At 70.0% G+C, this 19,833-nt stretch carries 21 protein-coding genes; 13 read left to right on the forward strand and 8 right to left on the reverse strand.

Features of this window, described 5'->3' with window-relative positions; genetic code table 11:
• Window positions 1–78 precede the first annotated feature (78 nt).
• Together ACIA47_RS18760 and ACIA47_RS18765 are read left to right on the forward strand one after the other, a co-directional pair.
• Entirely contained in the window at window positions 79–501 is a 423-nt protein-coding gene (locus ACIA47_RS18760; protein WP_203120677.1) for a hypothetical protein, read from the forward strand.
• 25 nt (window positions 502–526) lie between these two features.
• The gene (locus ACIA47_RS18765) at window positions 527–856 is read left to right on the forward strand and encodes a DUF3817 domain-containing protein (RefSeq protein ID WP_203120676.1); all 330 of its coding nucleotides are present in this window, start codon (window positions 527–529) and stop codon (window positions 854–856) included.
• Window positions 857–907: 51 nt separating this feature from the next.
• On the opposite strand, the gene ACIA47_RS18770 is transcribed toward ACIA47_RS18765, so the two are convergent.
• A complete protein-coding gene (locus ACIA47_RS18770) occupies window positions 908–1,429 on the reverse strand; it encodes a DUF6232 family protein (RefSeq protein ID WP_396709423.1) in 522 nt (173 codons plus the stop codon).
• A 500-nt stretch (window positions 1,430–1,929) separates the two neighbouring features.
• On the opposite strand from ACIA47_RS18770, the gene ACIA47_RS18775 reads away from it, so the two are divergent.
• A complete protein-coding gene (locus tag ACIA47_RS18775) occupies window positions 1,930–2,907 on the forward strand; it encodes a C40 family peptidase (protein ID WP_112601398.1) in 978 nt (325 codons plus the stop codon).
• A 72-nt stretch (window positions 2,908–2,979) separates the two neighbouring features.
• On the opposite strand, the gene ACIA47_RS18780 is transcribed toward ACIA47_RS18775, so the two are convergent.
• The 4 genes from ACIA47_RS18780 to ACIA47_RS18795 form a co-directional block, all read right to left on the reverse strand.
• Entirely contained in the window at window positions 2,980–3,969 is a 990-nt protein-coding gene (locus ACIA47_RS18780; protein WP_091405669.1) for an RNA polymerase sigma factor RpoD/SigA, read from the reverse strand.
• Between the two features lie 377 nt (window positions 3,970–4,346).
• Window positions 4,347–5,288, reverse strand: coding sequence for an N-acetylmuramic acid 6-phosphate etherase (gene murQ, locus ACIA47_RS18785; RefSeq protein ID WP_203120674.1), 942 nt, complete (start codon window positions 5,286–5,288; stop codon window positions 4,347–4,349).
• On the reverse strand, window positions 5,285–6,199 hold the full coding sequence (locus ACIA47_RS18790) for a MurR/RpiR family transcriptional regulator (RefSeq protein ID WP_091405675.1): 915 nt from the start codon (window positions 6,197–6,199) through the stop codon (window positions 5,285–5,287). The genes murQ and ACIA47_RS18790 overlap by 4 nt, the downstream gene beginning before the upstream one ends.
• Window positions 6,200–6,275: 76 nt before the next feature.
• Entirely contained in the window at window positions 6,276–7,292 is a 1,017-nt protein-coding gene (locus ACIA47_RS18795; protein ID WP_203120673.1) for an NAD-dependent epimerase/dehydratase family protein, read from the reverse strand.
• 157 nt (window positions 7,293–7,449) lie between these two features.
• Between ACIA47_RS18795 and ACIA47_RS18800 the strand changes: the two genes are divergently transcribed.
• A complete protein-coding gene (locus ACIA47_RS18800; protein WP_396709427.1) occupies window positions 7,450–8,142 on the forward strand; it encodes an SDR family NAD(P)-dependent oxidoreductase in 693 nt (230 codons plus the stop codon).
• Here the strand turns inward: ACIA47_RS18800 and ACIA47_RS18805 are convergent.
• A complete protein-coding gene (locus ACIA47_RS18805) occupies window positions 8,127–8,795 on the reverse strand; it encodes a thymidylate kinase (RefSeq protein WP_203120680.1) in 669 nt (222 codons plus the stop codon). The two genes, ACIA47_RS18800 and ACIA47_RS18805, sit on opposite strands and share 16 nt — an antisense overlap.
• 182 nt (window positions 8,796–8,977) lie before the next feature.
• On the opposite strand from ACIA47_RS18805, the gene ACIA47_RS18810 reads away from it, so the two are divergent.
• From ACIA47_RS18810 to ACIA47_RS18825, 4 genes are read left to right on the forward strand one after another with little or no spacing between them, the layout of a single operon-like run.
• On the forward strand, window positions 8,978–9,562 hold the full coding sequence (locus ACIA47_RS18810; RefSeq protein WP_091405683.1) for a nucleotidyltransferase family protein: 585 nt from the start codon (window positions 8,978–8,980) through the stop codon (window positions 9,560–9,562).
• Window positions 9,559–9,834: a hypothetical protein gene (locus ACIA47_RS18815; protein WP_396709430.1), complete on the forward strand. Its 276-nt coding sequence runs from the start codon at window positions 9,559–9,561 to the stop codon at window positions 9,832–9,834. Before ACIA47_RS18810 ends, ACIA47_RS18815 begins: the two co-directional genes overlap by 4 nt.
• Before the next feature lie 10 nt (window positions 9,835–9,844).
• Window positions 9,845–10,621: a metallophosphoesterase gene (locus ACIA47_RS18820; protein WP_203120671.1), complete on the forward strand. Its 777-nt coding sequence runs from the start codon at window positions 9,845–9,847 to the stop codon at window positions 10,619–10,621.
• Complete coding sequence (locus ACIA47_RS18825; RefSeq protein WP_007464364.1) at window positions 10,612–10,755, forward strand: GPGG-motif small membrane protein; 144 nt, start codon at window positions 10,612–10,614, stop codon at window positions 10,753–10,755. Before ACIA47_RS18820 ends, ACIA47_RS18825 begins: the two co-directional genes overlap by 10 nt.
• Window positions 10,756–10,981: 226 nt before the next feature.
• Here ACIA47_RS18825 and ACIA47_RS18830 read toward each other — a convergent pair whose 3' ends face one another.
• Window positions 10,982–11,755, reverse strand: coding sequence for a peptidoglycan DD-metalloendopeptidase family protein (locus ACIA47_RS18830; protein WP_396709433.1), 774 nt, complete (start codon window positions 11,753–11,755; stop codon window positions 10,982–10,984).
• A gap of 250 nt (window positions 11,756–12,005) precedes the next feature.
• On the opposite strand from ACIA47_RS18830, the gene ACIA47_RS18835 reads away from it, so the two are divergent.
• The 5 genes from ACIA47_RS18835 to ACIA47_RS18855 all read left to right on the forward strand — a co-directional run bounded on the left by ACIA47_RS18835 (window position 12,006) and on the right by ACIA47_RS18855 (window position 18,259).
• The gene (locus tag ACIA47_RS18835) at window positions 12,006–13,352 is read left to right on the forward strand and encodes an ABC transporter substrate-binding protein (RefSeq protein ID WP_203120669.1); all 1,347 of its coding nucleotides are present in this window, start codon (window positions 12,006–12,008) and stop codon (window positions 13,350–13,352) included.
• 71 nt (window positions 13,353–13,423) lie between these two features.
• Window positions 13,424–14,470 (forward strand): carbohydrate ABC transporter permease, encoded by a 1,047-nt coding sequence (locus ACIA47_RS18840; protein ID WP_396709438.1) that lies wholly within the window; start codon window positions 13,424–13,426, stop codon window positions 14,468–14,470.
• Window position 14,471: 1 nt separating this feature from the next.
• The gene (locus ACIA47_RS18845; RefSeq protein ID WP_396709441.1) at window positions 14,472–15,440 is read left to right on the forward strand and encodes a carbohydrate ABC transporter permease; all 969 of its coding nucleotides are present in this window, start codon (window positions 14,472–14,474) and stop codon (window positions 15,438–15,440) included.
• A gap of 68 nt (window positions 15,441–15,508) precedes the next feature.
• Window positions 15,509–16,555, forward strand: a complete 1,047-nt coding sequence (locus ACIA47_RS18850; RefSeq protein WP_396709443.1) for a LacI family DNA-binding transcriptional regulator — start codon at window positions 15,509–15,511, stop codon at window positions 16,553–16,555.
• Between the two features lie 30 nt (window positions 16,556–16,585).
• Window positions 16,586–18,259, forward strand: a complete 1,674-nt coding sequence (locus ACIA47_RS18855; RefSeq protein WP_203120679.1) for a glycoside hydrolase family 13 protein — start codon at window positions 16,586–16,588, stop codon at window positions 18,257–18,259.
• 132 nt (window positions 18,260–18,391) lie between these two features.
• Here ACIA47_RS18855 and ACIA47_RS18860 read toward each other — a convergent pair whose 3' ends face one another.
• The gene (locus tag ACIA47_RS18860; protein ID WP_203120667.1) at window positions 18,392–19,825 is read right to left on the reverse strand and encodes an MFS transporter; all 1,434 of its coding nucleotides are present in this window, start codon (window positions 19,823–19,825) and stop codon (window positions 18,392–18,394) included.
• Window positions 19,826–19,833 lie beyond the last annotated feature (8 nt).

Raw genomic sequence — 19,833 nt, forward strand, 5'->3', positions numbered from 1 at the left:
GATGCCAAACCAAGCCGGCGAGGCGACGACTACGACACGGTGTCGGAGACCGGTAGCGTCCCCGGTACCCTCAATGTCATGAGGCGGCTCTGGACCCCGGCGTGGATCGCACGCCACGTGGCCATGGTCGTGCTGGTCGTGGGCTTCCTCGGGCTTGGCTGGTGGCAGATCAGCCGGGCCACCGCCGGCAACAGCCTGAGCTGGGGGTACGCGGTCGAGTGGCCGATCTTCGCCGGCTTCGTGGTCTACGTCTGGTGGCGGGAGGTGAAGCTGGCCCGCCGCAAGGCGGCGGAGGCCGACGCGCCGCCCGCGGATCCGGCCGTCGAGCCGGCGCCGGCGGTCACCACCGGGTCCCGACCGGCGGTACGCCGACCGGTGCGGGTGTCCCGGATCCCGGCCACCGGCGATGTCGTCGAGGACACCGACCTGGCCGCCTACAACCACTACCTGTCATGGTTGAACGCCAATCCGGGCGCCCGGCCCGGTGACTATCCCGGCTGAGCCGGGCTCGGAAGGACGGACGAAGGTGGGCGCTGCCCTTACCCGGTACCGCGTGATCGCCTGGATCGTGGGCGTGGTGCTGATCCTGCTGGTCGTGATCGGCATGCCGCTGAAGTACGCGTTCGACAACCCGGTCGTCGTGGAGACGATCGGACCGGCGCACGGCTTCCTTTACATGATCTACCTGGTGGCCGCGTTCGACCTGAGCCGCCGAGCCGACTGGCCGCTGAAGCGGATGCTGCTGGTGATGCTGGCCGGCACGGTGCCGTTCGTCTCGTTCTACGCCGAGCGCCGGGTCAGCGCCTGGGTGGCCGCACCGCAGCGGGAACGGGCTCCGGAGCCGGTAGCCCGCTGAGCTTGCTGGACGGCCGGTGGGCCGACGCGGCTCCGGCCCACCGCCGCCGGGTCAACGGTTGGGCCGCCACGGGTCCGCTGAGGCGAGCGGGTCGACCCAACTGCCGTAGCGGTTGACCTCCCGGGCCCGCAGCAGCGACCGGGTGACCTGGCCGAACTGCCGTTCGTCGTCGGCGCTGAAGAGCAGCACCTCCGAGCCTTGGTACCACCCCCACAGTTCGTGCGGCGGTGGGCGCCAGCGATCGCCGACCAGGGCGAGGGCGGCCGGGAGCAGGAGCACCGCGCCGAGGATCAGGTACGCCTGGGCGGTGAGGCGTTGCAGACCGCCGGTGAAGCCGAGGAGCACCCCCACACCGCCGAGCATGCTGGCGGTGATGACCACGGCCCGGACGGCGATCCGGTCGTGCGGACCCCGGGTGGTACGCAGATGGGTCAGGTCGGCGACCCGGTAACTGTTCCGACCGACGGTGAACCGGTCGACGGTCACGATGATGCCGGGTCGCGCGTACAGCAGGGTCGACCGGGCGCCCGGCACCGTTCGCGGCGGTCGCGTCTTTGCGCCTTCACGATTCACGGTTCCTCCCGAGGGGGACGGTTGGCCGAGTGGACCTGCTGGCGACAGTCATCGCTGCTTGTCGACGGGATTCCCGGCTCCGGACTTCATTGTGTTGCGGGACCGCCAGTCGACCTGGGCATTTACCGGGTTCCGACAGCTCGCCTCGACCGGGTGACATCGCCGAGAACGGCATCCATTTCAGGTTTTATCGGTTATGGCGGCCAGGAATCCGACGGCATACGCCCGGAACGACGAAAGTCGTATATCCGTCAGTAGGCCGCGAAAAGGGCGATGTTCCCTCCTTCGGAGGTGTCATCAGCCACGATGACGCCACCCAGCCCAGCGGCCCGACCGGCAACTTCTCCAACTTTCGCCCCTGCTTCAACTGCGAGCGACATCCGTCCCGGGTTAGGTTGGGCGAGCCGGTCCGGCCCAGTGCCGTCCGCCCGGATGGCCCCGGCCGGTGTCGTCGAGGGCGTCAGCAGCCCCGGCGGCCGTGGGAGAGGGGCCTTCCGCTCTTGTCATCCCTGAGAAATCTGCTGCGCACCGTGGCGCTGGTCGGCATGTCGGCCGCGCTGATCGCCCCGACGGCGGTGGCCCAGGCCGAGCCGTCCCCCGCCGACCTGACCCGCCGGATCGAGACGTCCTCGGCCGAGTTGGAGCGGGTCGTCGAGTCGTACAACAAACTGCGTGAGGAGATCAAGACAAACGAGGCCGCCGTGGCCCGATTACAGACCCGCATCGGCCCGCTCGAACAGCAGGTCGAGCAGAGCCGGGCCGACGTGGCGGAGCTCGCCTCCACCGCGTACAAGAGTGGCGGCCTGCGCACCGCGGACGCCCTGCTGCGCCCGGGCGGCTCGGCCGCGCTGCTGGACCGGCTCGGCACGATCGAGCAGTTGACCCGCCAGCGGCAGGAGCGCATCTCCGGCTTCACGGCAGACCAGCAGCGGCTGCTCGACGAGAAGGCCCGCCTGGGCGCGACCTTGACCCGGCAGGCCGCACAGGCTCGTCAGCTCGCCGCGGGTAAAAAGCAGATCGAGCAGGACCTGGCCAAGCTGTACGAGCTGCGCCGGCAGGCGTACGGGGCCGCCACCGAGCGACCCGAGCCCAAGGCGGCGACGACCGAGGCCAAGAACGTGCCAGCCGTGTCCGGTGCTGCCGGCACGGCGGTGCGTTACGCGTTCGGCGCGATCGGCAAGCCGTACGTCTGGGCGGCCGACGGGCCGAACGGCTACGACTGTTCCGGCCTGACCTCGGCGGCCTGGCGGGCGGCCGGGAAGTCCCTTCCGCACAACACCCGGATGCAGTGGAGCGCGGTCGCCCACATCGGGCGGGGCGAACTACGCCCCGGCGACCTGGTCTTCTACAGCGGGCTCGGGCACGTCGCCCTCTACGTGGGCGACGGTCAGGTGATCGACGCGCCCAGCGCCGGTCGCAACGTGCTCAAGCGTGGCATGAACATGATGTCCATCCAGGGTTACGGCCGGGTCCGCTAACAACGATCGGAAACGGCGAACGGCCGGCGTCCCCCTATCGGACGCCGGCCGTTCGCCGTCATTACTACCAGGTCAGGCTGCTTGCAGCCCCTCCGCCCGAGCCAGCTCGCGGAGCCGGCCGAGGGCCTGGATCTCCAACTGCCGGATCCGCTCGCGGGACAGCGAGAACCTGGACGCGACCTCGGTGAGCGAGTGCTCCCGGCCGTCCTCCAGCCCGTAGCGGGCCCGCATGATGCCGGCGGACCGGTCGTCGAGGTGGTTGAGCAGCCCCTCGATGCGCTGCCGCTCCAGGCCGCTGAGGACGATGTCCTCCGGCGACGGCGCGTCACTGTCGGCGACCAGGTCACCGAGGTTCGTGTCGCCGTCGTCGCCCACCGGGGTGTCCAGCGAAACGGTGTCCTGCGACCAGCGGCGCAGCTCGTTCACCCGCTCGACGGTGACGCCGAGGGCGTTGGCGATCTGCTCCGGCTCCGGGTCGCTGCCCAGCTCACGGGTCAGCTGCCGGGCCACGTTGCGCATCCGGTTGACGTCCTCCACCAGGTGCACCGGTAGGCGGACGGTGCGCTCCTGCTGGGCGATCGCCCGGCTGATCGCCTGCCGAATCCACCAGGTGGCATAGGTGGAGAACTTGTAGCCGCGCTCGTAGTCGAACTTCTCGACCGCCCGGACGAGGCCGGTGTTGCCCTCCTGGATCAGGTCCAGCATGGGCATCCCCGAGCGCACGTACCGTCGGGCGATCGACACGACCAGTCGGAGGTTGGCGCGGATGAAGAGGTCCTTCGCCCGCTCCCCCTCGACGACCAGCCATTCCAGGTCGGCCCGGTCGACACCGGCGGGGACGGCTTCCTCACCGAGCAGGTGCTCGGCGTAGAGGCCGGCCTCGATCGCCTTGGAGAGATCGACCTCCTTGGCGGCGTCCAGCAGTGGCGTCCGGGAGATCTCGTGCAGGTAGACGCCGACCAGGTCGCGCTCCTCGGCAACCTCGTCGGTTCGCATGCCGATGTTCTTGTCCACGTTGCCCACGGTCCCCTCGCTCGCGCCGGTTGCCCGGTTCCTTGCCATTCCCCACACCTGTCAGCCCCTGGTAACTTCTGCTGTGCCGATCGGTGCTGACACCTACACAACAGATGAGACGTGTCGGGGATTCCTCGTCGTGAGTCGAAAGTGTCACGAATGCCTGAGTAGTAGCTGAGAGCACGGTCCATGTTTGCTGTCAGCACCCCATCGGGTGGCTCGCCACTGGGCACCACGTACGGGTTACCGCACCATGGCAACACCGCCCGCCGTGGGGGCACAGCGACCCGGGTCACCACGGCCGTGCGATCCTGGTCACTGCCAGATACGCACCCGTGGACCCGTCGGTTCATTCACGGGGGTGTTATTACCCCCCGGCCAGATGAACAATCCGAGGGCCAGTTCGCTTCCCGGGGCCGGTGGCGCTAGGAGGCTAGCAGGGCGAGGGCGCCGCGCACCTGGTCGGCCGAGCGGGCCAGCGCGGCCCGGGCGGCGTCGATCTCGGCGCCCGAAACGAGGGCGACGAGCGCCGTCTTCAGGTCCCCGTCCGCCTCGGTGAGGGCCTGCCGGGAGAGTTCCTCCGAGCAACCGGTGGCCTCGACCAGAATCGAGATCATTCGTCCGCGGAGTTTCGCGTTGGTGGCCACCATATCGATCATGAGGTTCGAGTAGACCCGCCCCAGCCGCACCATGACGGCGGTCGAGAACGTGTTGAGCACCAACTTCTGCGCTGTGCCCGCCTTCATCCGGGTCGACCCGGTGACCACCTCGGGTCCGGTGTCCACCCCGATGAACACGTCGACCGACCGGGCGGCCTCCGCCTCCGGGTTGGCGCAGAGCAGCACCGTCGAGGCGCCCTTGGCGCGGGCCGAGGCAACCGCCCCGAGGACGTACGGGGTGCGTCCGCTGGCCGCCAGACCAACCACCAGGTCCCCGGCCCGTACACAACTGGCCGCTTCGACCGCGCCGCCCCGGTCGTCGTCCTCGGCGTCCTCGACGGCCCGCCACATGGCGTCCGGGCCTCCCGCGAGGTGCGCGCAGAACCAGTGTCGGGGCGAGTTGAAGGTGGGGGCCAGTTCGGCCGCGTCGAGCACGCCCAGTCGGCCGGAGGTGCCGGCCCCGAAGTAGTGCACCCGGTGACCGCCGCGAAGCGCCGCGACCGCCAGGTCGACGGTGGTGGCGATCTCGTCGAGCACCGCGGCGACCGCCGCGGGCACCCGCCGGTCCGCCTCGTTGATCACGGTGAGCACGTCCCGGGTCGACATCAGGTCCAGGTCGACGCTGAGTGGGTTACGCCTTTCGGTGGGGGCGCCCACCCGGACAGTGGGGCGAGCGGGCCGTGCGGGCATCTCCGCACCGGCCGTCATGCCCGCCTCCGGTTGGCACCCACCCGGTGCGACTGGACCGCCTCGGCGGTCGCCTCCAGGGCCTTGCGGGCCCGGGCCCGGTTGCGGGCGGCCACCCCGACGAAGAGGCAGTCGACCACGGTGAGCTGGGCCAGCCGGCTGGCCGTCGCGCCGGAGCGGTAGGTGGTCTCCCGGGCCGCCGTAGTCAACACGAAGTCCGCCACGTCGGTGATCGGCGAGCGCGGGAAGTTGGTCAGCGCCACTGTCGCGGCACCGCGGGTACGGGCCTGCTCCAGCACCTCGATCACGTCGGAGGTGGTGCCGGTGTGCGAGATGCCGATCGCCACGTCTCCCCGACCCAGGAGGGCGGCCGAGGTCAGCGCGGTGTGCACGTCCGGGAAGTAGAAGGCGATCCGGCCGATGCGGTGCAGCTTCTGCTGGAAGTCCGAGGCGACGAACCCGCTGGCGCCGGCGCCGTAGATGTCGATCCGACCGGCGCCGCTGATCGCCTCGACCACCTGCTCGCAGACGGCGGGGTCGAGTTGCTCGGCAGTCTCCTCGACGGCGCGGGCGTCGTTGAACGCGATGGTGGCGATGATCTGGGCGAGGTCGGCACCGGGCGGGATGTCACCGCCGACCACTCGGGCGTCCGGTGGCTCGATCCGGCGGGCGGCCTCGGCGGCGAGGCGGATGCGCAGTTGGGGGTAACCGTCCATGCCGACCGAACGGCAGAACCGGATGACGGTCGCCTCGGATGTCTCGGCTGCGGTGGCGAGGTCGGTGATTGTCCGACGGGCGGCGGCCGCCGGGTCGGAAACCACCAATCGGGCGACCCGCTGCTCGGCGGGCGACAGCGATGGCAACAGCCCGCTGATGTGGACGATCAGCCCACCGGGCTCGTGACTCGCAGAAATCTTCGCACTCTTCGCCACGGATGAAACTTACTTTCACCAGGCGTGAGCGTCAACTATGACTGTCCGAGGTGGCGGGAAACTTCGATCGCCGGGATCACCGGTCCCGCACAGCCTGCCACTTCCCCAGGATCGCCGCCTCATCCGCCGGGTCGAGTCCACCCTGCCGGACGGCCGCCGGGTGCGCGGTCATCCAGGACGCGGTCGCCCGAACGGTATCGGCCAGCGGACGGACCGTCAGACCGGCGTCCAGGGCCGGCCGGACGTCCCGGTCCATCAGGCCGGCGGTCTCCGGCAGCCGCACCCAGAGCGGCAGCGCCCGCTCCCCCGACCACTCGCGTACGTCGTTGGACAGCAGGAACTCCTGGTCGACCCAGGTGAAGGCCGGATCGGCGTTGCCCAGCCCGGCGGCCACCCCGGCCAACAGCTCGGCCCGGGACATCGCCGGACCGGTGCCGTCGTACGTGCCGCCGAGGCGGGTGCCTGCGGCGTGCAACAGCCAACCGGCCAGATCGGCGACGTCCACGAACTGCACCCGATCGGTCGGGTGCCCGGGGGCCAGCACCTCGCCACCGGCCGACAGCCGCCGCACCCAGTACGGGAAACGATCGCTCGGATCCTCCGCCCCGACGATCAGCCCCGCCCGGCAGATGAACGAACGGTCCACGCCCATCCGCTCCCGGACCAGCTCCTCGATGCTCACCTTGCACTCGCCGTACCACCGGTGGTCCGGGCCGACCGGACCGTCCACGTCCGGCGGGGCCGGCGCCAGGATCGGCGCGTCCGCAGCGGTCTGGCCCGGGGTGGTGTGGTCCGCGTACACCGAGATCGTCGACACGAACGACCAGTGGCCGACGTGGTCGGCAAGCGCGGCGAGCGCGTGCCGGGCGTGGCTGATCTGGCGGGTCACGTCGACCACGGCGTCGAAGCCCGCGGCGGCGAGCGGGACCAGCGACTCGGGATCATCGCGGTCGGCCGCCACGAACCGCGCCCCGGCCGGCACCGCGCCGGACACGCCCCGGGCCGCGCAGGTCACGTCGTGCCCCTGTTCGACGGAGAGCCGTGCCGTCGCCCGGCCGAGAAACCGGGTGCCACCGAGAATGAGGATCCGCATCCGCCGATCCTGCGCCCCCACGGTCCGAACATCCCAACCAATCTGCCCACGGCAGACCGCGATCATGAAGTCGTTGCCACTCGGCTCGGCGTGTCACGGCAACAACTTCATGATCGACGGAGGTGCTCGAAGGGGGCGGGGCACTAGCGTGGGGCGTATGGGACAGGGCAGCGTGTTGGTTACCGGGGGTTCCGGCGGGCTCGGCGGGGCGGTCGTCACCGCGTTCGTCGAGGCGGGCTGGCGGGTGGTCGTACCGGAGCGGAAAGCCCGGCCCGGGTCGGAGCCGCCGGCGGCCGGACTGGTCCGGGTGGTCGCGGACCTGGGCGAGCCGGCGGGTGCGGCGCAGGCGGCCGAGGCCGCGGCCAGCGAACCGACGGCGCCGCTGCGCGCGGTGGTCAACCTCGTCGGGGGGTACGCCAGCGGCGGGTTGGTGCACGAGACCCCGGTCGAGGAGTTCGAGCGGATGCTCACCGTCAACCTGCGGCCGACCTACCTGGTCACCCAGGCCGCGCTCCCGCACCTGGTGGCGTCCGGCGGCGGCGCGGTGGTCTGCGTCTCGGCCCGCGCGGCGCTCACCCCGTTCCGCGGCGCGGCGGGCTACTCGACGGCCAAGGCGGCGGTTTTGGCCTTCGCCAACGCGGTGGCGGTGGAGTACCGGTCGCAGAACATCCGCTGCAACACCTTGCTGCCCAGTGTCATCGACACTCCGGCGAACCGGGCGGCCCAGCCCGACGCCGACCACTCCCGCTGGGTGACCCCGGACGAGATCGCGCCGGTGATCCGGTTCCTCGCGTCGGGCGAGTCCGCCCCGACCAGTGGCGCCACCGTTCCGGTCTACGGACGGGCCTGAGCCGCCACCGGGCCGACGTCTTCTCCGCCCGAGGCGGACGGCGGTAGCCAGGTCTCCAGGTGCGCCTGAATCTGCTCGGTCACCTCCTCGGCCGGGCGGCCCGCGTCCACCAGCACGAAGCTGGGGTACTCGGGCAGTGCCCGGTAGGCGGTGTCGGCGGCGGTCAGCCACCCCATCGTCTCGTGGTCGGTGCCGCGTTCCTCGATGCGCCGGTACGCCTCCGCCGGGTCGACGGCGAGCAGGAAGGTCACCTGCGGCGTGGGGAACAGCCGGTAGCCGGCCCGGGCGAGCCGCTCCCAGCGCTGCCCGCCGTGCGCCCGGATGCTCGCGTACTGGCAGGCCGAGTAGCGGTCCATCACCGCTGTCCGGCCGGTGAGCAGGCAACTGAGCAGGGCGATGGCGATGGCGAGCCAGCGCAGCACCGACTCCACCGCCAGCACGCCGTCGCGCCCGACGAGCCGTTGCGCGTCCGCCCGGCCCAGGCGCTGCGCGAGCCGGCCGAGCCAGCGCCGGCCACTGGCGTTGCGGCGGTAGGTGGCGGGACGTCCGGCGGCGGTCAGCGCGTCGGCCAGCCGGTGCGCCTGGGTGGTCTTGCCCGAACCGTCGATGCCGATCAGGGCGACAGTGCGCAATCGGGCCTTGCGTCGTCGCATCACCGATGATCTCGCCACCCTCCACAGGTTATCCGACCCACGCACCTGGTCCGCGAGGTTTGTCATGGTTCATCCCTGTTGACGCCCGACCGCGACGCCAGCAGGTGTGGCCGACCGGTTTGCCGGGTACCGGAGTTCGAAATCCAACCGCCGGTCCGCCAACAAGACGACGGGAGAACCAGATGGCTGAGCGCGGGGACGAGAGTCTTGTGCACACCCTCAAGAAGGTCGCCGCCGTGCTCAAGCAGTCCGAGATTCCGTTCGCCCTGGGCGGCAGCTTCGCGGTCTACGCCCACGGGGGCCACTCCAGCGATCACGACGTCGACTTCCTGATCCGGGAGGCCGACGTGGAAGAGGCACTGGAGGCCCTGGTGGCCGCCGGCTTCGTCGCCGAGCGTCCACCGGAGGACTGGCTGGTGAAGGTCTTCGACGACGGCCGGATGGTGGACCTGATCCACCGGCCGATCGAGACGCCGGTGACCGAGGAGACGTTCGCCGACACGGTCATCCGGCCGGTGGACGCGATTCACATGCCGGTGCTGTCCGCCACCCAACTGATGGTGCACAAACTGCTCAGCTTCTCCCAGCACTACTGCGACTTCGCCCGTGGCCTGCCACTGGCCCGGTCGCTGAGGGAGCAGATCGACTGGGAACGGGTACGCAAGGAGACGCAGCACTCGCCGTACGCCGAGGCGTTCCTGGTGCTGCTGGACCGGCTGGAGGTGGTGCCGGCCGCCGGCACCCAGCCAGGAGAGGGGACATCGTGACCCACGATCGCGACATCGGTGCCGGGCCCCCGGACGAGTACGTCGAAGCAGAAATCCAACGGTTGCTCGTCGAGGACCCCGCCGTGGCCGAACAGGGGATCACCGTGATCCGACGGGAACGCGCGCTCGTTCTCCAAGGCGAGGTGGAGAGCCCGCACCGGCGGGAGGAGATCCTGCGCCGGGTGTCAGAGCGCTTCCCGGACGTGCCCGTCACCAGCGACATCGGGGTGACCCGCACGCAGGCGCCCACGGAGATCGAGCAACTGCCCTGAGGGAGGTTTCATGGTGATCCGGATCGCCGCCGTGGGCGACGTGCATCTGGACCAGGACGTGGTCGGGCGGTTCCGACCGGCGTTGGAGGAACTGCCGGAGTGCGCCGACGTGCTGCTGCTGGCCGGGGACCTGACCCGGCACGGCACCGAGGCCGAGGCGCGCTGCGTGGCAGAGGAGTTCGGTGGGTTGGCCGTACCGGTGGTGACCGTGCTGGGCAACCACGACCACCAGTGTGACCAGGTGCCACAGGTGGTCAAGGTGCTGGAGGACGCGGGCATCACCGTGCTGGAGGGCAACGGCGTCGTGCTGGACTGCGCGGGTGGGCGGCTCGGCATCGCCGGTGTGAAGGGCTTCGGCGGCGGGTTCGCCGGCCGGTGCGCGAGTGACTTCGGCGAGCCGGAGATGAAGGCCTTCGTGCGCACCACCACCGACAGCGCGGATCGGCTCGGCGCGGCGTTGCGCTCACTGGACTGCGACATGCTGGTCGCGCTCACCCACTATTCACCGGTGCCGGACACGCTCGTCGGGGAGCCATTGGAGATCTACCCGTTCCTCGGGTCGTACCAGTTGGGGCAGGCGATCGACTCGGCGCCCACGGCACTGGCCGTGCACGGGCACGCCCACGCCGGCACCGAGCGCGGCACGACCCCCGGCGGGGTACGCGTCCGCAACGTCGCGCACCCGGTGATCAAGCAGGCGTACAGCGTCTTTCACGTTGGCGATCAACTCGACACCGACCAGGTTTCCCCGATCGGCCAGTCGGGTAGTCAGAGGTCATGGAGCTGATTCTCTGGATTCTCGCAGTCGTACTAGTGGTCGCCGGCATCCTCGCGCTGTTCCGCCGGCAGATCCTGTGGGGCATCGTCCTCATCGTCGTCGGGCTGTTGGTCGGCCCGGGTGGTGTCAGCATCTTCAATTAGCGCTCATACGCCCTGAAACCGGGACCCGCCGGGGTCGCCGCGACCGAAGCTTCGTCCTCCCGACAGAAGCATCGGCCGTGGCGATCCCGGCGCTTTTTCGTGGCTGGCCGGCCCCGTCGGCAGCCGCCCTCCCGCTCGACGGTTTGAGCGAACCTCGAGAGGAGATATCTCGACGATGGAGATATCCCGGCGGCGGCGTCCGCCGGGGACCGTGGCCGTCACCAGGTCAGCAGCGAGGCACGCCGGGGATGTATCCGTCGGAGCCGGTGTACACGTACGCGTCCGCGATGTAGCGGCCGGAGCCGATCCGGTCCCAGATCGAGCTGGTGCCGTACGTGCCGGTGACAGTGGTGCCGCTGGTCTGACAGGCGATGGTCACCCGGGTGCCGTCGGCGACGGTGCCCACCGAGGCGTACCCGGTGCCGGGGCCGGAGCGGACGGTCAGCGGCGTGCCGCTGGTGTCGACAGTGCCGTTGCCGCTGCCCGAGGAGCACCCGTTGTTACTGGTGTAGCTCTTGGTGCCCCAGTACAGCGCGAGGGTGCCGTTGAACCGAACCTGGATGTCGGCGCCGTTGAGACGCTGCTCGTAGTGCAGGTGGGGGCCGGTAGATCCGCCGGTGCTGCCGACCCAGCCCAGCACCTTGCCGTACCCGACCGTCTGCCCGACCGAGACGTTGAAGCCGTTGAGGTGCGCGTAGTAGGTGCTGTAACCGCCGCCGTGGTTGATCCGGACGTACTTGCCGTAGCTGGTGCCACCGAGGTCGGTAACCCGGTCGACAGTGCCGGGGGCGCTGGCGACCACCGGGTCGCCGAGGTCGTCGGTGCGGTTGAAGTCGACGGCGTACGCCGGGCTGTGGTCCGACCGGGTCTGCCCGGACCAGGACTGGCCGCAGGGGAACGGCACCTTGAAGGTCGGCGCGGCCAGGGCCGGGGTCGCCGGCACCAACGTTCCCCCGACGAAGAGACCCGTCACCAGCAGGCTGATCCACCGCTTTCGCATACAGCTCCTCCTATGTCGAAAACCTTCGATCCGAGGGGCTTAGCCTGACAGATATCGTCAATCTTCGAAAGAGTCCCCAGCTTGTCCCGGGAGCGCGCCCACCAGGCAGACCGCAGGTTTCCGGATTGTTACTCGCTCGTGTCTGACAGGGGGTGGACCGGGCCGGATGCAAGCGCTTACATGTGTGCACGCCCAATCGGACCGGCGACAGGTCACCAGCACGACCGCGCCGGCTAGGAAGGAGGACGGCATGGCGGTCTTTACCAGACCACGCCAGGCCTTCGTGATCGCCGGTGTACTCGGGCTGGCGCTCAGCGCCACCGCCTGCGGTACCGGCGACGACAAGAAGAGCAGCAAAGCGGGCTCTGCGGAGTGCGCCGCATACGAGAAGTACCAGGGCCACGACGGCAAGAAGGTCTCCATCTACGCGTCCATCCGTGACGCCGAGGCCGACCTGCTGGAACGGTCGTGGTCGCAGTTCACCGACTGCACCGGCATCGAGATCGACTACGAGGGCAGCGGCGAGTTCGAGGCGCAGCTCCCCGTTCGGGTCGACGGTGGCAACGCCCCCGACATCGCCTTCGTGCCGCAGCCGGGCCTGGTGAAGCGTTTCGCGGACGCCGGCAAGCTGAAGTCCCTCGGCGCCGACACCAAGGCCCTCGCCGAGCAGAACATGCCGGCCGACTGGCTGAAGTACGGCACCGTGAACGGGACGCTCTACGGCGTGCCGCTCGGCGCCAACGTGAAGTCCTTCGTCTGGTACTCGCCGAAGACGTTCAAGGAGAAGGGCTGGGAGGTCCCGACCACCTGGGACCAGCTCATCGCCCTGAGCGACAAGATCGCCGCCAGCGGCATCAAGCCGTGGTGCGCGGGCGTCGAGTCCGGTGACGCCACCGGCTGGCCGGCCACCGACTGGATCGAGGACGTGGTCCTGCGTACGCAGGGTCCCGAGGTCTACGACCAGTGGACCACCCACGCCATCCCGTTCAACGACCCGAAGATCGTCGACGCGGTCGACCGCGCCGGCAGCATCCTCAAGAACGAGAAGTACGTCAACGGCGGCTTCGGCGGCGTCAAGAGCATCACCACCACCGCCTTCCAGGAGGCGGGCCTGCCGGTGACCACCGGCAAGTGCGCGATGCACCGACAGGCGTCGTTCTACGCCAACCAGTTCCCCGAGGGCACCAAGGTGGCCGAGGACGGCGACGCGTTCGCCTTCTACTTCCCTGCCATCGACCCGTCCAAGGGCAAGCCGGTGCTGGGCGCGGGCGAGTTCGTCGTCGGCTACGCCGACCGTCCCGAGGTCCAGGCCGTGCAGACCTACCTCGTCTCGGCGGAGTACGTGAACAGCCGCGCGAAGCTCGGCAACTGGGTCACGGCGAACAACAAGCTGGACATCGCCAACGTCGCCAGCCCGATCGACAAGCTCTCCGTCCAGATCCTCCAGGACAAGACGGGCACCTTCCGCTTCGACGGATCCGACCTGATGCCGGCCGCCGTCGGCGCGGGGACGTTCTGGAAGGGCATGGTCGAGTGGCTGAACGGCAAGGCGACCGCCCCGGTGCTCCAGGGCATCGAGAGCAGCTGGCCTAAGTGATACCCGGCGGTGGCCCGGTCCGCTGACGCGGGCCGGGCCACCGGCCGAGGTGGACCCGGAAGGGAGGGTTGATGGAGTTCGACTTCGCCGATGAGCAGCCGAAGCTCCTCATGCTGATGTACGGGCTGGTCGCCTTCGTGCTGGTGGTGGGTGGTCTCCTACTGCTGCTCGACGTGGTGCCGGCCTGGTTCGCCCGGCGACGGGAGGCGCAGCTCGTCGCCGCCTCGGTGGGTGGTTCTCCACTTCCCCGTCGACCCAAGCAGCGGGAGGGGATTTTCGCGCTCTTCTTCCTGCTGCCGACGCTGTTGCTGCTCACCATCGGTCTGGTCGTGCCGGCCATCCGCACCGTGCTGCTCTCCCTGATGAACAGGACCAGCACGGAGTGGGTGGGGTTGGACAACTTCGGCTGGATGTTCTCCGACGACGCGATCGTCCGGGTCCTGATCAACACCCTGATCTGGGTGCTCCTGGTCCCGCTGGTGGCGACCGGCTTCGGCCTGATCTACGCCGTACTGGTGGACAAGGCCCGGTTCGAGGCCGTGGCCAAGTCACTGATCTTCCTGCCGATGGCCATCTCCTTCGTCGGCGCCAGCATCATCTGGAAGTTCGTCTACGCCTACCGAGGTGAGGGCGACCAGATCGGTCTGCTCAATCAGATCGTCGTCAGCATGGGCGGTGAGCCCAAGCAGTGGCTGCTCGAATCGCCACTGAACACGCTGCTGCTGATCGTCATCATGGTCTGGATCCAGGCCGGCTTCGCCATGGTGGTGCTCTCCGCCGCGATCAAGGCGATCCCCGGCGACATCGTCGAGGCCGCCCGGCTCGACGGTGTCAGCCCGTGGCAGATGTTCTGGCAGATCACCATGCCGAGCATCCGACCGGCGTTGATCGTCGTGATGGTGACCCTCACGATCGCCACGCTCAAGGTCTTCGACATCGTCCGGACCTCGACGAACGGCAACTACGACACCAGCGTGATCGCCAACGAGATGTACAACCAGGCGTTCCGGTACAGCGAGAACGGGCGGGGTTCCGCGCTCGCGGTCTTCCTTTTCATCCTGGTCATCCCGGTCGTGATCTACCAGATCCGTAACCTCCGTCAACAGCGGGAGGGCTGAGATGACCACCGCAACGCCCACCGTCGCCGCCGGCACCCAGAAGACCGACGGCACCCCGACCAGTGCGGCCGGCCGGGTCCGCAAGCGGTTGAACAGCCGCACCGCGACGCTCGTCTCGATCGTCATCGCGGTGGTCTGGACCATTCCGACCTTCGGCCTGCTCGTCTCCTCCCTCCGACCGGAAGACGAGATCAAGACCACCGGCTGGTGGACCTCGTTCACCAACCCGCAGTTCACCTTCGAGAACTACGAGCAGGTCCTGTTCGGGCGCTCGTCGTCCTCCGGGCAGCTCGCCGGTTCCTTCATCAACTCGCTGGCGATCACCATCCCGTCGGTGCTCTTCCCACTCGCCTTCGCGTGCCTCGCCGCGTACGCGCTCGCGTGGATCAACTTCCGCGGCCGGGACTGGGTCTACATCGCGATCTTCGCGTTGCAGATCGTGCCGTTGCAGATGGCCCTGGTGCCGCTGCTGAGGTTCTTCTCCACCGGGGTCACCCTCGGCGGCGTCACGCTGATGCCGGCCTGGGACCTGGTCGACGAGCAGAAGTTCGCCCAGGTGTGGTTCGCCCACACCTGCTTCGCGCTTCCGTTCGCCGTCTTCCTGCTGCACAACTTCATCTCGCAACTGCCGGGGGACCTGATGGAGGCGGCCCGGGTCGACGGGGCCACCCACCCGAAGATCTTCCGCACCATCGTGCTGCCGCTGATCACCCCGGCGCTGGCGGCGTTCGGCATCTTCCAGTTCCTCTGGGTCTGGAACGACCTGCTGGTCGCGCTGATCTTCGCGGGCGGCGGCGACGAGACCGCTCCGCTGACCGTCCGGCTCGCCGAGATGGCCGGCACCCGGGGCAACGAGTGGCAACGCCTCACCGCCGGTGCGTTCGTCAGCATCGTCGTACCGCTCATCGTGTTCCTGTCCCTACAGCGCTTCTTCGTGCGAGGTCTGCTCGCCGGCAGCGTCAAGGGCTGACCCCGCGCCCGCCGCCGCCTGGCCCCTCGGGCGGCGGCGGGCGCTCCGGGCACCGAGCGGGAGAAACCGTGACGAGGATCGATGATGTGGCCCGGCTGGCCGGAGTGTCCACGGCCACCGTCTCGCGGGCGCTGCGCGGACTGCCGACGGTCTCGGCCGCCACCCGCCGCCGGGTGATCGCCGCCGCCGAGCAACTCGACTACGAGGTCTCGCCGAGCGCGTCCCGGCTCGCCGGCGGCCGGACCGGCACGGTCGCGGTGGTGGTCCCCCGGATCACCCGCTGGTTCTTCAGCACCGTCGTCGAGGCGGTCGAGGAGTACCTCCACCAGTCCGGCTACGACCTGCTGCTCTACAACCTGGGCGGCCGGGAGCAGGTCCGCCAGCGGGTTCTGCGTACGGCGAACCTGCACAAGCGGGTGGACGCCATGATGCTGGTCGCCACGCCCCTGCGCCCGGCCGACCTGACCGCGCTGGCCACGCTGGAACTGCCCGGCGTCACCATCAGCTCGGGCAGCAGGGTGCCCAACTGGCCGTGCGTACGGATCGACGACGTGGCGGCGGCGCGGGTCGCGACCAAGCACCTGATCGACCTCGGCCATCACCGGATCGCCCACATCTCCGGCGACCCGGACGACGAGTTGGCCTTCACCACCCACCTCGACCGACGCCGGGGTTACCAGGCTGCGCTGCGCTCCGCCGGCCTGCGACCCGACCCCACCCTGGACATCGAGTCCACCTTCACCATCGACGGCGGCAACCGGGCCACCGCCGAACTGCTGGCCCGCGGCGAGCCGCCGACCGCGATCGTCGCCGCCTGCGACGAGATGGCGATGGGCGCGATGACCGCCCTGCGCGACGTCGGACTGCGGGTGCCGCAGGACGTCAGCGTGGTCGGCATCGACGACCACGACCTGGCCGGTGTGCTCGGGCTCAGCACCGTCGCCCAGCCCGCCGCCGAGCAGGGCCGGCTGGCCGCCCAGATGTTGCTCGACCCGCTCGGCGCCCGACCGCCGGCCCCCATCGTCAGCCAACGGGGTGCCGGTTGCGACACTCCGGTGGTCCTGCCCACTCGGTTGGTGGTCCGGGACTCGACCGCACCGCCCCGGGCACACTGAAATCCAAACACCGCAACACGGGAGACGACCCTGAACACCGACCCGACGCAGCAGACCCCCTCCGGTCACCCGGCCACCGGCTGGTGGACCGAGGCCGCCATCTACCAGATCTACCCCCGCTCGTTCGCCGACTCGGACGGGGACGGAATCGGTGACCTGCCCGGCATCACCGCCCGCCTGGACCACCTGGTCGAGCTGGGCGTGGACGCGGTGTGGCTCTCCCCCTTCTACCCCTCGCCGCAGGCCGACGCCGGCTACGACGTGGCCGACTACCGCGACATCGACCCGCTGTTCGGCACCCTCGCCGACGCGGACAAGCTGATCGCCGAGGCCCGGTCCCGCAACCTGCGGGTGATCGTCGACCTGGTTCCGAACCACACCTCCTCGGCGCATCGCTGGTTCCAGGCCGCGCTGCCGGCCGCGCCCGGCAGCGCGGAACGGTCGCGGTACATCTTCCGGGACGGCCGCGGTCCGGCCGGCGACCAGCCGCCGAACGACTGGCAGAGCGTCTTCGGTGGTCCGGCCTGGACCCGGACGGTCGACGCCGACGGGCAGCCCGGCCAGTGGTACCTGCACCTGTTCGACACCGGGCAGCCGGACCTCAACTGGGACAACCCGGAGGTTCACGCGGAGTTCCTGGACGTGCTGCGCTTCTGGCTGGACCGCGGCGTGGACGGCTTCCGGGTGGACGTGGCGCACGGCCTCATCAAGCAGGCCGACCTGGCTGACTGGCAGGAGCCGCAGGAGATCCTCTCCGGCAACGATATCGACAAGCCCCGCCCGCCGATGTGGGACCAGGACGGCGTGCACGAGATCTACCGGCAGTGGCGGCAGGTGCTGGACAGCTACCCCGGCGAGCGGGTGCTGGTCGCCGAGGCCTGGGTGGAACCGGCCGAGCGGCTGGCCCGCTACGTCCGCCCGGACGAGATGCACCAGGCGTTCAACTTCGAGTACCTGCTCGCCGCGTGGAGCGCACCGGCCCAGTACGCGGTGATCACCCGTTCGTTGGAGGCGACCGACTCGGTCGGCGCGCCGACCACCTGGGTGCTGTCCAACCACGACGTGGTGCGGCACGCCTCCCGGCTCGGCCTGCCGGTCGGCACCGTACGCCCCAACGGCATCGGCATCGGCGACCCGCAGCCGGACGCCGCACTCGGTCTGCGCCGGGCCCGGGCGGCCACAGTGCTGATGCTGGCGCTGCCCGGCTCGGCGTACCTCTACCAGGGTGAGGAGCTGGGGCTGCCCGAGCACACCACCCTGCCCGACGAGGCCCGGCAGGACCCGACCTGGGCGCGCAGCGGGCACACCCAGCGCGGCCGGGACGGCTGCCGGGTGCCGATCCCGTGGGAGGCCGACGCCCCGTCGTACGGCTTCGGGCCGACCGACGCGAGCTGGTTGCCCCAGCCCGCGCTCTGGGCGGAGTACGCGCTGGACCGCCAACGCGACGTGCCCGGTTCGACGTACGAGCTGTACCGCGCGGCGTTGCGCTTGCGGCGTGCCCACGGGCTGGGTCGCGGCACCCTGGAGTGGTTGTCCTCCGGCGACGAGGTGCTGAGCTTCCGCAACGGTGAGCTGACCGTGCTGACCAACTTCGGTGCCGCCCCGGTGCCGCTGCCGGCCGGCGCCGAGGTGCTCGTCACCAGCGCGCCCCTGGACGACGACGGCGCGGTCCCGGCCGACGTGACCGTCTGGCTGCGAGGCTGATCTCGCGCCGCCCAGTCTGGTCGATCATGGAGTTGTGGTGGGTGACAAAACACCCGAAAGATGCCGAACCCGGCACCACAACTCCATGATCGACGGGGCAGGCGCCGGAGGGCTGGGCGCGAGCGCACGGGGTCAGAGGCGGTCGGCTCGGGTGTGTAGCAGGTCGTGCACGTTGTCGATGTCCGTCGGTGAGGTTCGCGAGGCGAGCCAGTACATGACGCCGGTAGGGATGAAGAAGAGCTGGAACGCGGCCAGCCCGACGGCGAAGTTCAGCGGTGGCGGGAATGCCGCTCGCAGCGCCTGGAAGGCCACCCCGACCAGCCCGTTGCCGGCCGCGCGACCGACCCCGTTGACCAGGTTGCCCAGGCTGTAGACAGTGCCCCGATGCTCCGGTGGGTTGACGTCGGCGATCAACGCGAACCAGTTCGGCGAGTTTGCCGAGGTCAATGCGAGCGCCACGATCGCGGTGAGCAGGCTCAGCCCGACCGACGGCTCGGTGAACACACTGGCCAGTACCGCACCCACCACCGCGCCGCCACTCGCGCCGTCCGGCACGTCGATGGTCACCGGAACGAAGAACAACACCAGGTAGAACGGCAGCGCGGCGAGGATGCCGACCGAGGCGACGAGCGCCCGCCCCCGCGGGGTACGCCGTTGCACGGCGTCACCGACCAGCCCGCCCACGATGGACAGCACCCCGCCGAGCTGGAACAGGGTGGCGAAGACGCTGCCCACCACCACCGCGGTCGACGTGGAGTAACCCTGAGCCTCGGCCCGTTCGGCGAAGAGCACCGGCAGCCAGACCAACGAGCCGAACGCGGCCTGGGCGGTCAGACCCTGCAGGATCAGCCACCGGTTGGTCCGCCGGGCCAGGATGCGCGGCAGGTCGGCGCGGCTGATCCGGTAGTCGTACTCGGCGCCGGCGTCCAACCTGCCGGCCAGTTCCGGCTCGCTCTGTCCACGCCGGATGTCGTACGTGAACAGGTAGGCCAGCGTGGCGACCAGGCCGACGCCGGCCAACAGCAGGAACGGCCGCCGCCAGTCGGCCGCCCCGAGCAGCCCGCCGACGAGAGTGCCCGCGAGGGTGCCGACGCCCTGGGAGAGCCCCCAGAAGCTCATCACCAGCCCGCGCCGGGTCGGTGAGATCAGGTCGGTGACCACGGAGAAGCCCACCGAGCCGACCGCGCCGAGGCCGACCGCCGCGACCAGTTGCGCGGCCAGGAACGTCAGGTAGCCGCCGGCGAACGCGCTACCGCCGGTGCCCGCCGCCCAGAGCAGTGTGCCCACCATGAGCAGCGGTTTGCGGTTGGTGCGGTCCCCGACGTAGGCCCAGCCGACCGCCGCGACCGCGCTGACCAGGAAGCTGGCCGCAGTGACCACGCCGAGCAGCCGCCCGGACACGTCGAACGCGTCGGAGATCGGGCCGTACAGCGGGGGGACCAGCCCGATCGCCACGTTGTCCAGCGAGGCGAGCAGCACGAACACCACGACGCTGTACAACCGGTGGGCCGGCCCACCGCCCCGACCGTGCGGGCGCAGGCCGGGCCCGCCACTGGTCACCGTCATGACCGGCA

The sequence above is a fragment of the Micromonospora sp. NPDC051227 genome (assembly GCF_044455385.1).
Classification (GTDB): domain Bacteria; phylum Actinomycetota; class Actinomycetes; order Mycobacteriales; family Micromonosporaceae; genus Micromonospora.

Excerpts from the sequence above, each read along its gene's own strand:
- ACIA47_RS18760 (WP_203120677.1), top strand. The coding sequence starts at position 79 with ATGAGGCGGCTCTGGACCCCGGCGTGGATCGCACGCCACGTGGCCATG.
- ACIA47_RS18780 (WP_091405669.1), bottom strand. The coding sequence starts at position 3,969 with ATGGCAAGGAACCGGGCAACCGGCGCGAGCGAGGGGACCGTGGGCAAC.
- murQ (WP_203120674.1), bottom strand. The coding sequence starts at position 5,288 with ATGACGGCCGGTGCGGAGATGCCCGCACGGCCCGCTCGCCCCACTGTC.
- ACIA47_RS18795 (WP_203120673.1), bottom strand. The coding sequence starts at position 7,292 with ATGCGGATCCTCATTCTCGGTGGCACCCGGTTTCTCGGCCGGGCGACG.
- ACIA47_RS18800 (WP_396709427.1), top strand. The coding sequence starts at position 7,450 with ATGGGACAGGGCAGCGTGTTGGTTACCGGGGGTTCCGGCGGGCTCGGC.
- ACIA47_RS18805 (WP_203120680.1), bottom strand. The coding sequence starts at position 8,795 with ATGCGACGACGCAAGGCCCGATTGCGCACTGTCGCCCTGATCGGCATC.
- ACIA47_RS18810 (WP_091405683.1), top strand. The coding sequence starts at position 8,978 with ATGGCTGAGCGCGGGGACGAGAGTCTTGTGCACACCCTCAAGAAGGTC.
- ACIA47_RS18820 (WP_203120671.1), top strand. The coding sequence starts at position 9,845 with ATGGTGATCCGGATCGCCGCCGTGGGCGACGTGCATCTGGACCAGGAC.
- ACIA47_RS18825 (WP_007464364.1), top strand. The coding sequence starts at position 10,612 with ATGGAGCTGATTCTCTGGATTCTCGCAGTCGTACTAGTGGTCGCCGGC.
- ACIA47_RS18830 (WP_396709433.1), bottom strand. The coding sequence starts at position 11,755 with ATGCGAAAGCGGTGGATCAGCCTGCTGGTGACGGGTCTCTTCGTCGGG.
- ACIA47_RS18835 (WP_203120669.1), top strand. The coding sequence starts at position 12,006 with ATGGCGGTCTTTACCAGACCACGCCAGGCCTTCGTGATCGCCGGTGTA.
- ACIA47_RS18840 (WP_396709438.1), top strand. The coding sequence starts at position 13,424 with ATGGAGTTCGACTTCGCCGATGAGCAGCCGAAGCTCCTCATGCTGATG.
- ACIA47_RS18845 (WP_396709441.1), top strand. The coding sequence starts at position 14,472 with ATGACCACCGCAACGCCCACCGTCGCCGCCGGCACCCAGAAGACCGAC.
- ACIA47_RS18860 (WP_203120667.1), bottom strand. The coding sequence starts at position 19,825 with ATGACGGTGACCAGTGGCGGGCCCGGCCTGCGCCCGCACGGTCGGGGC.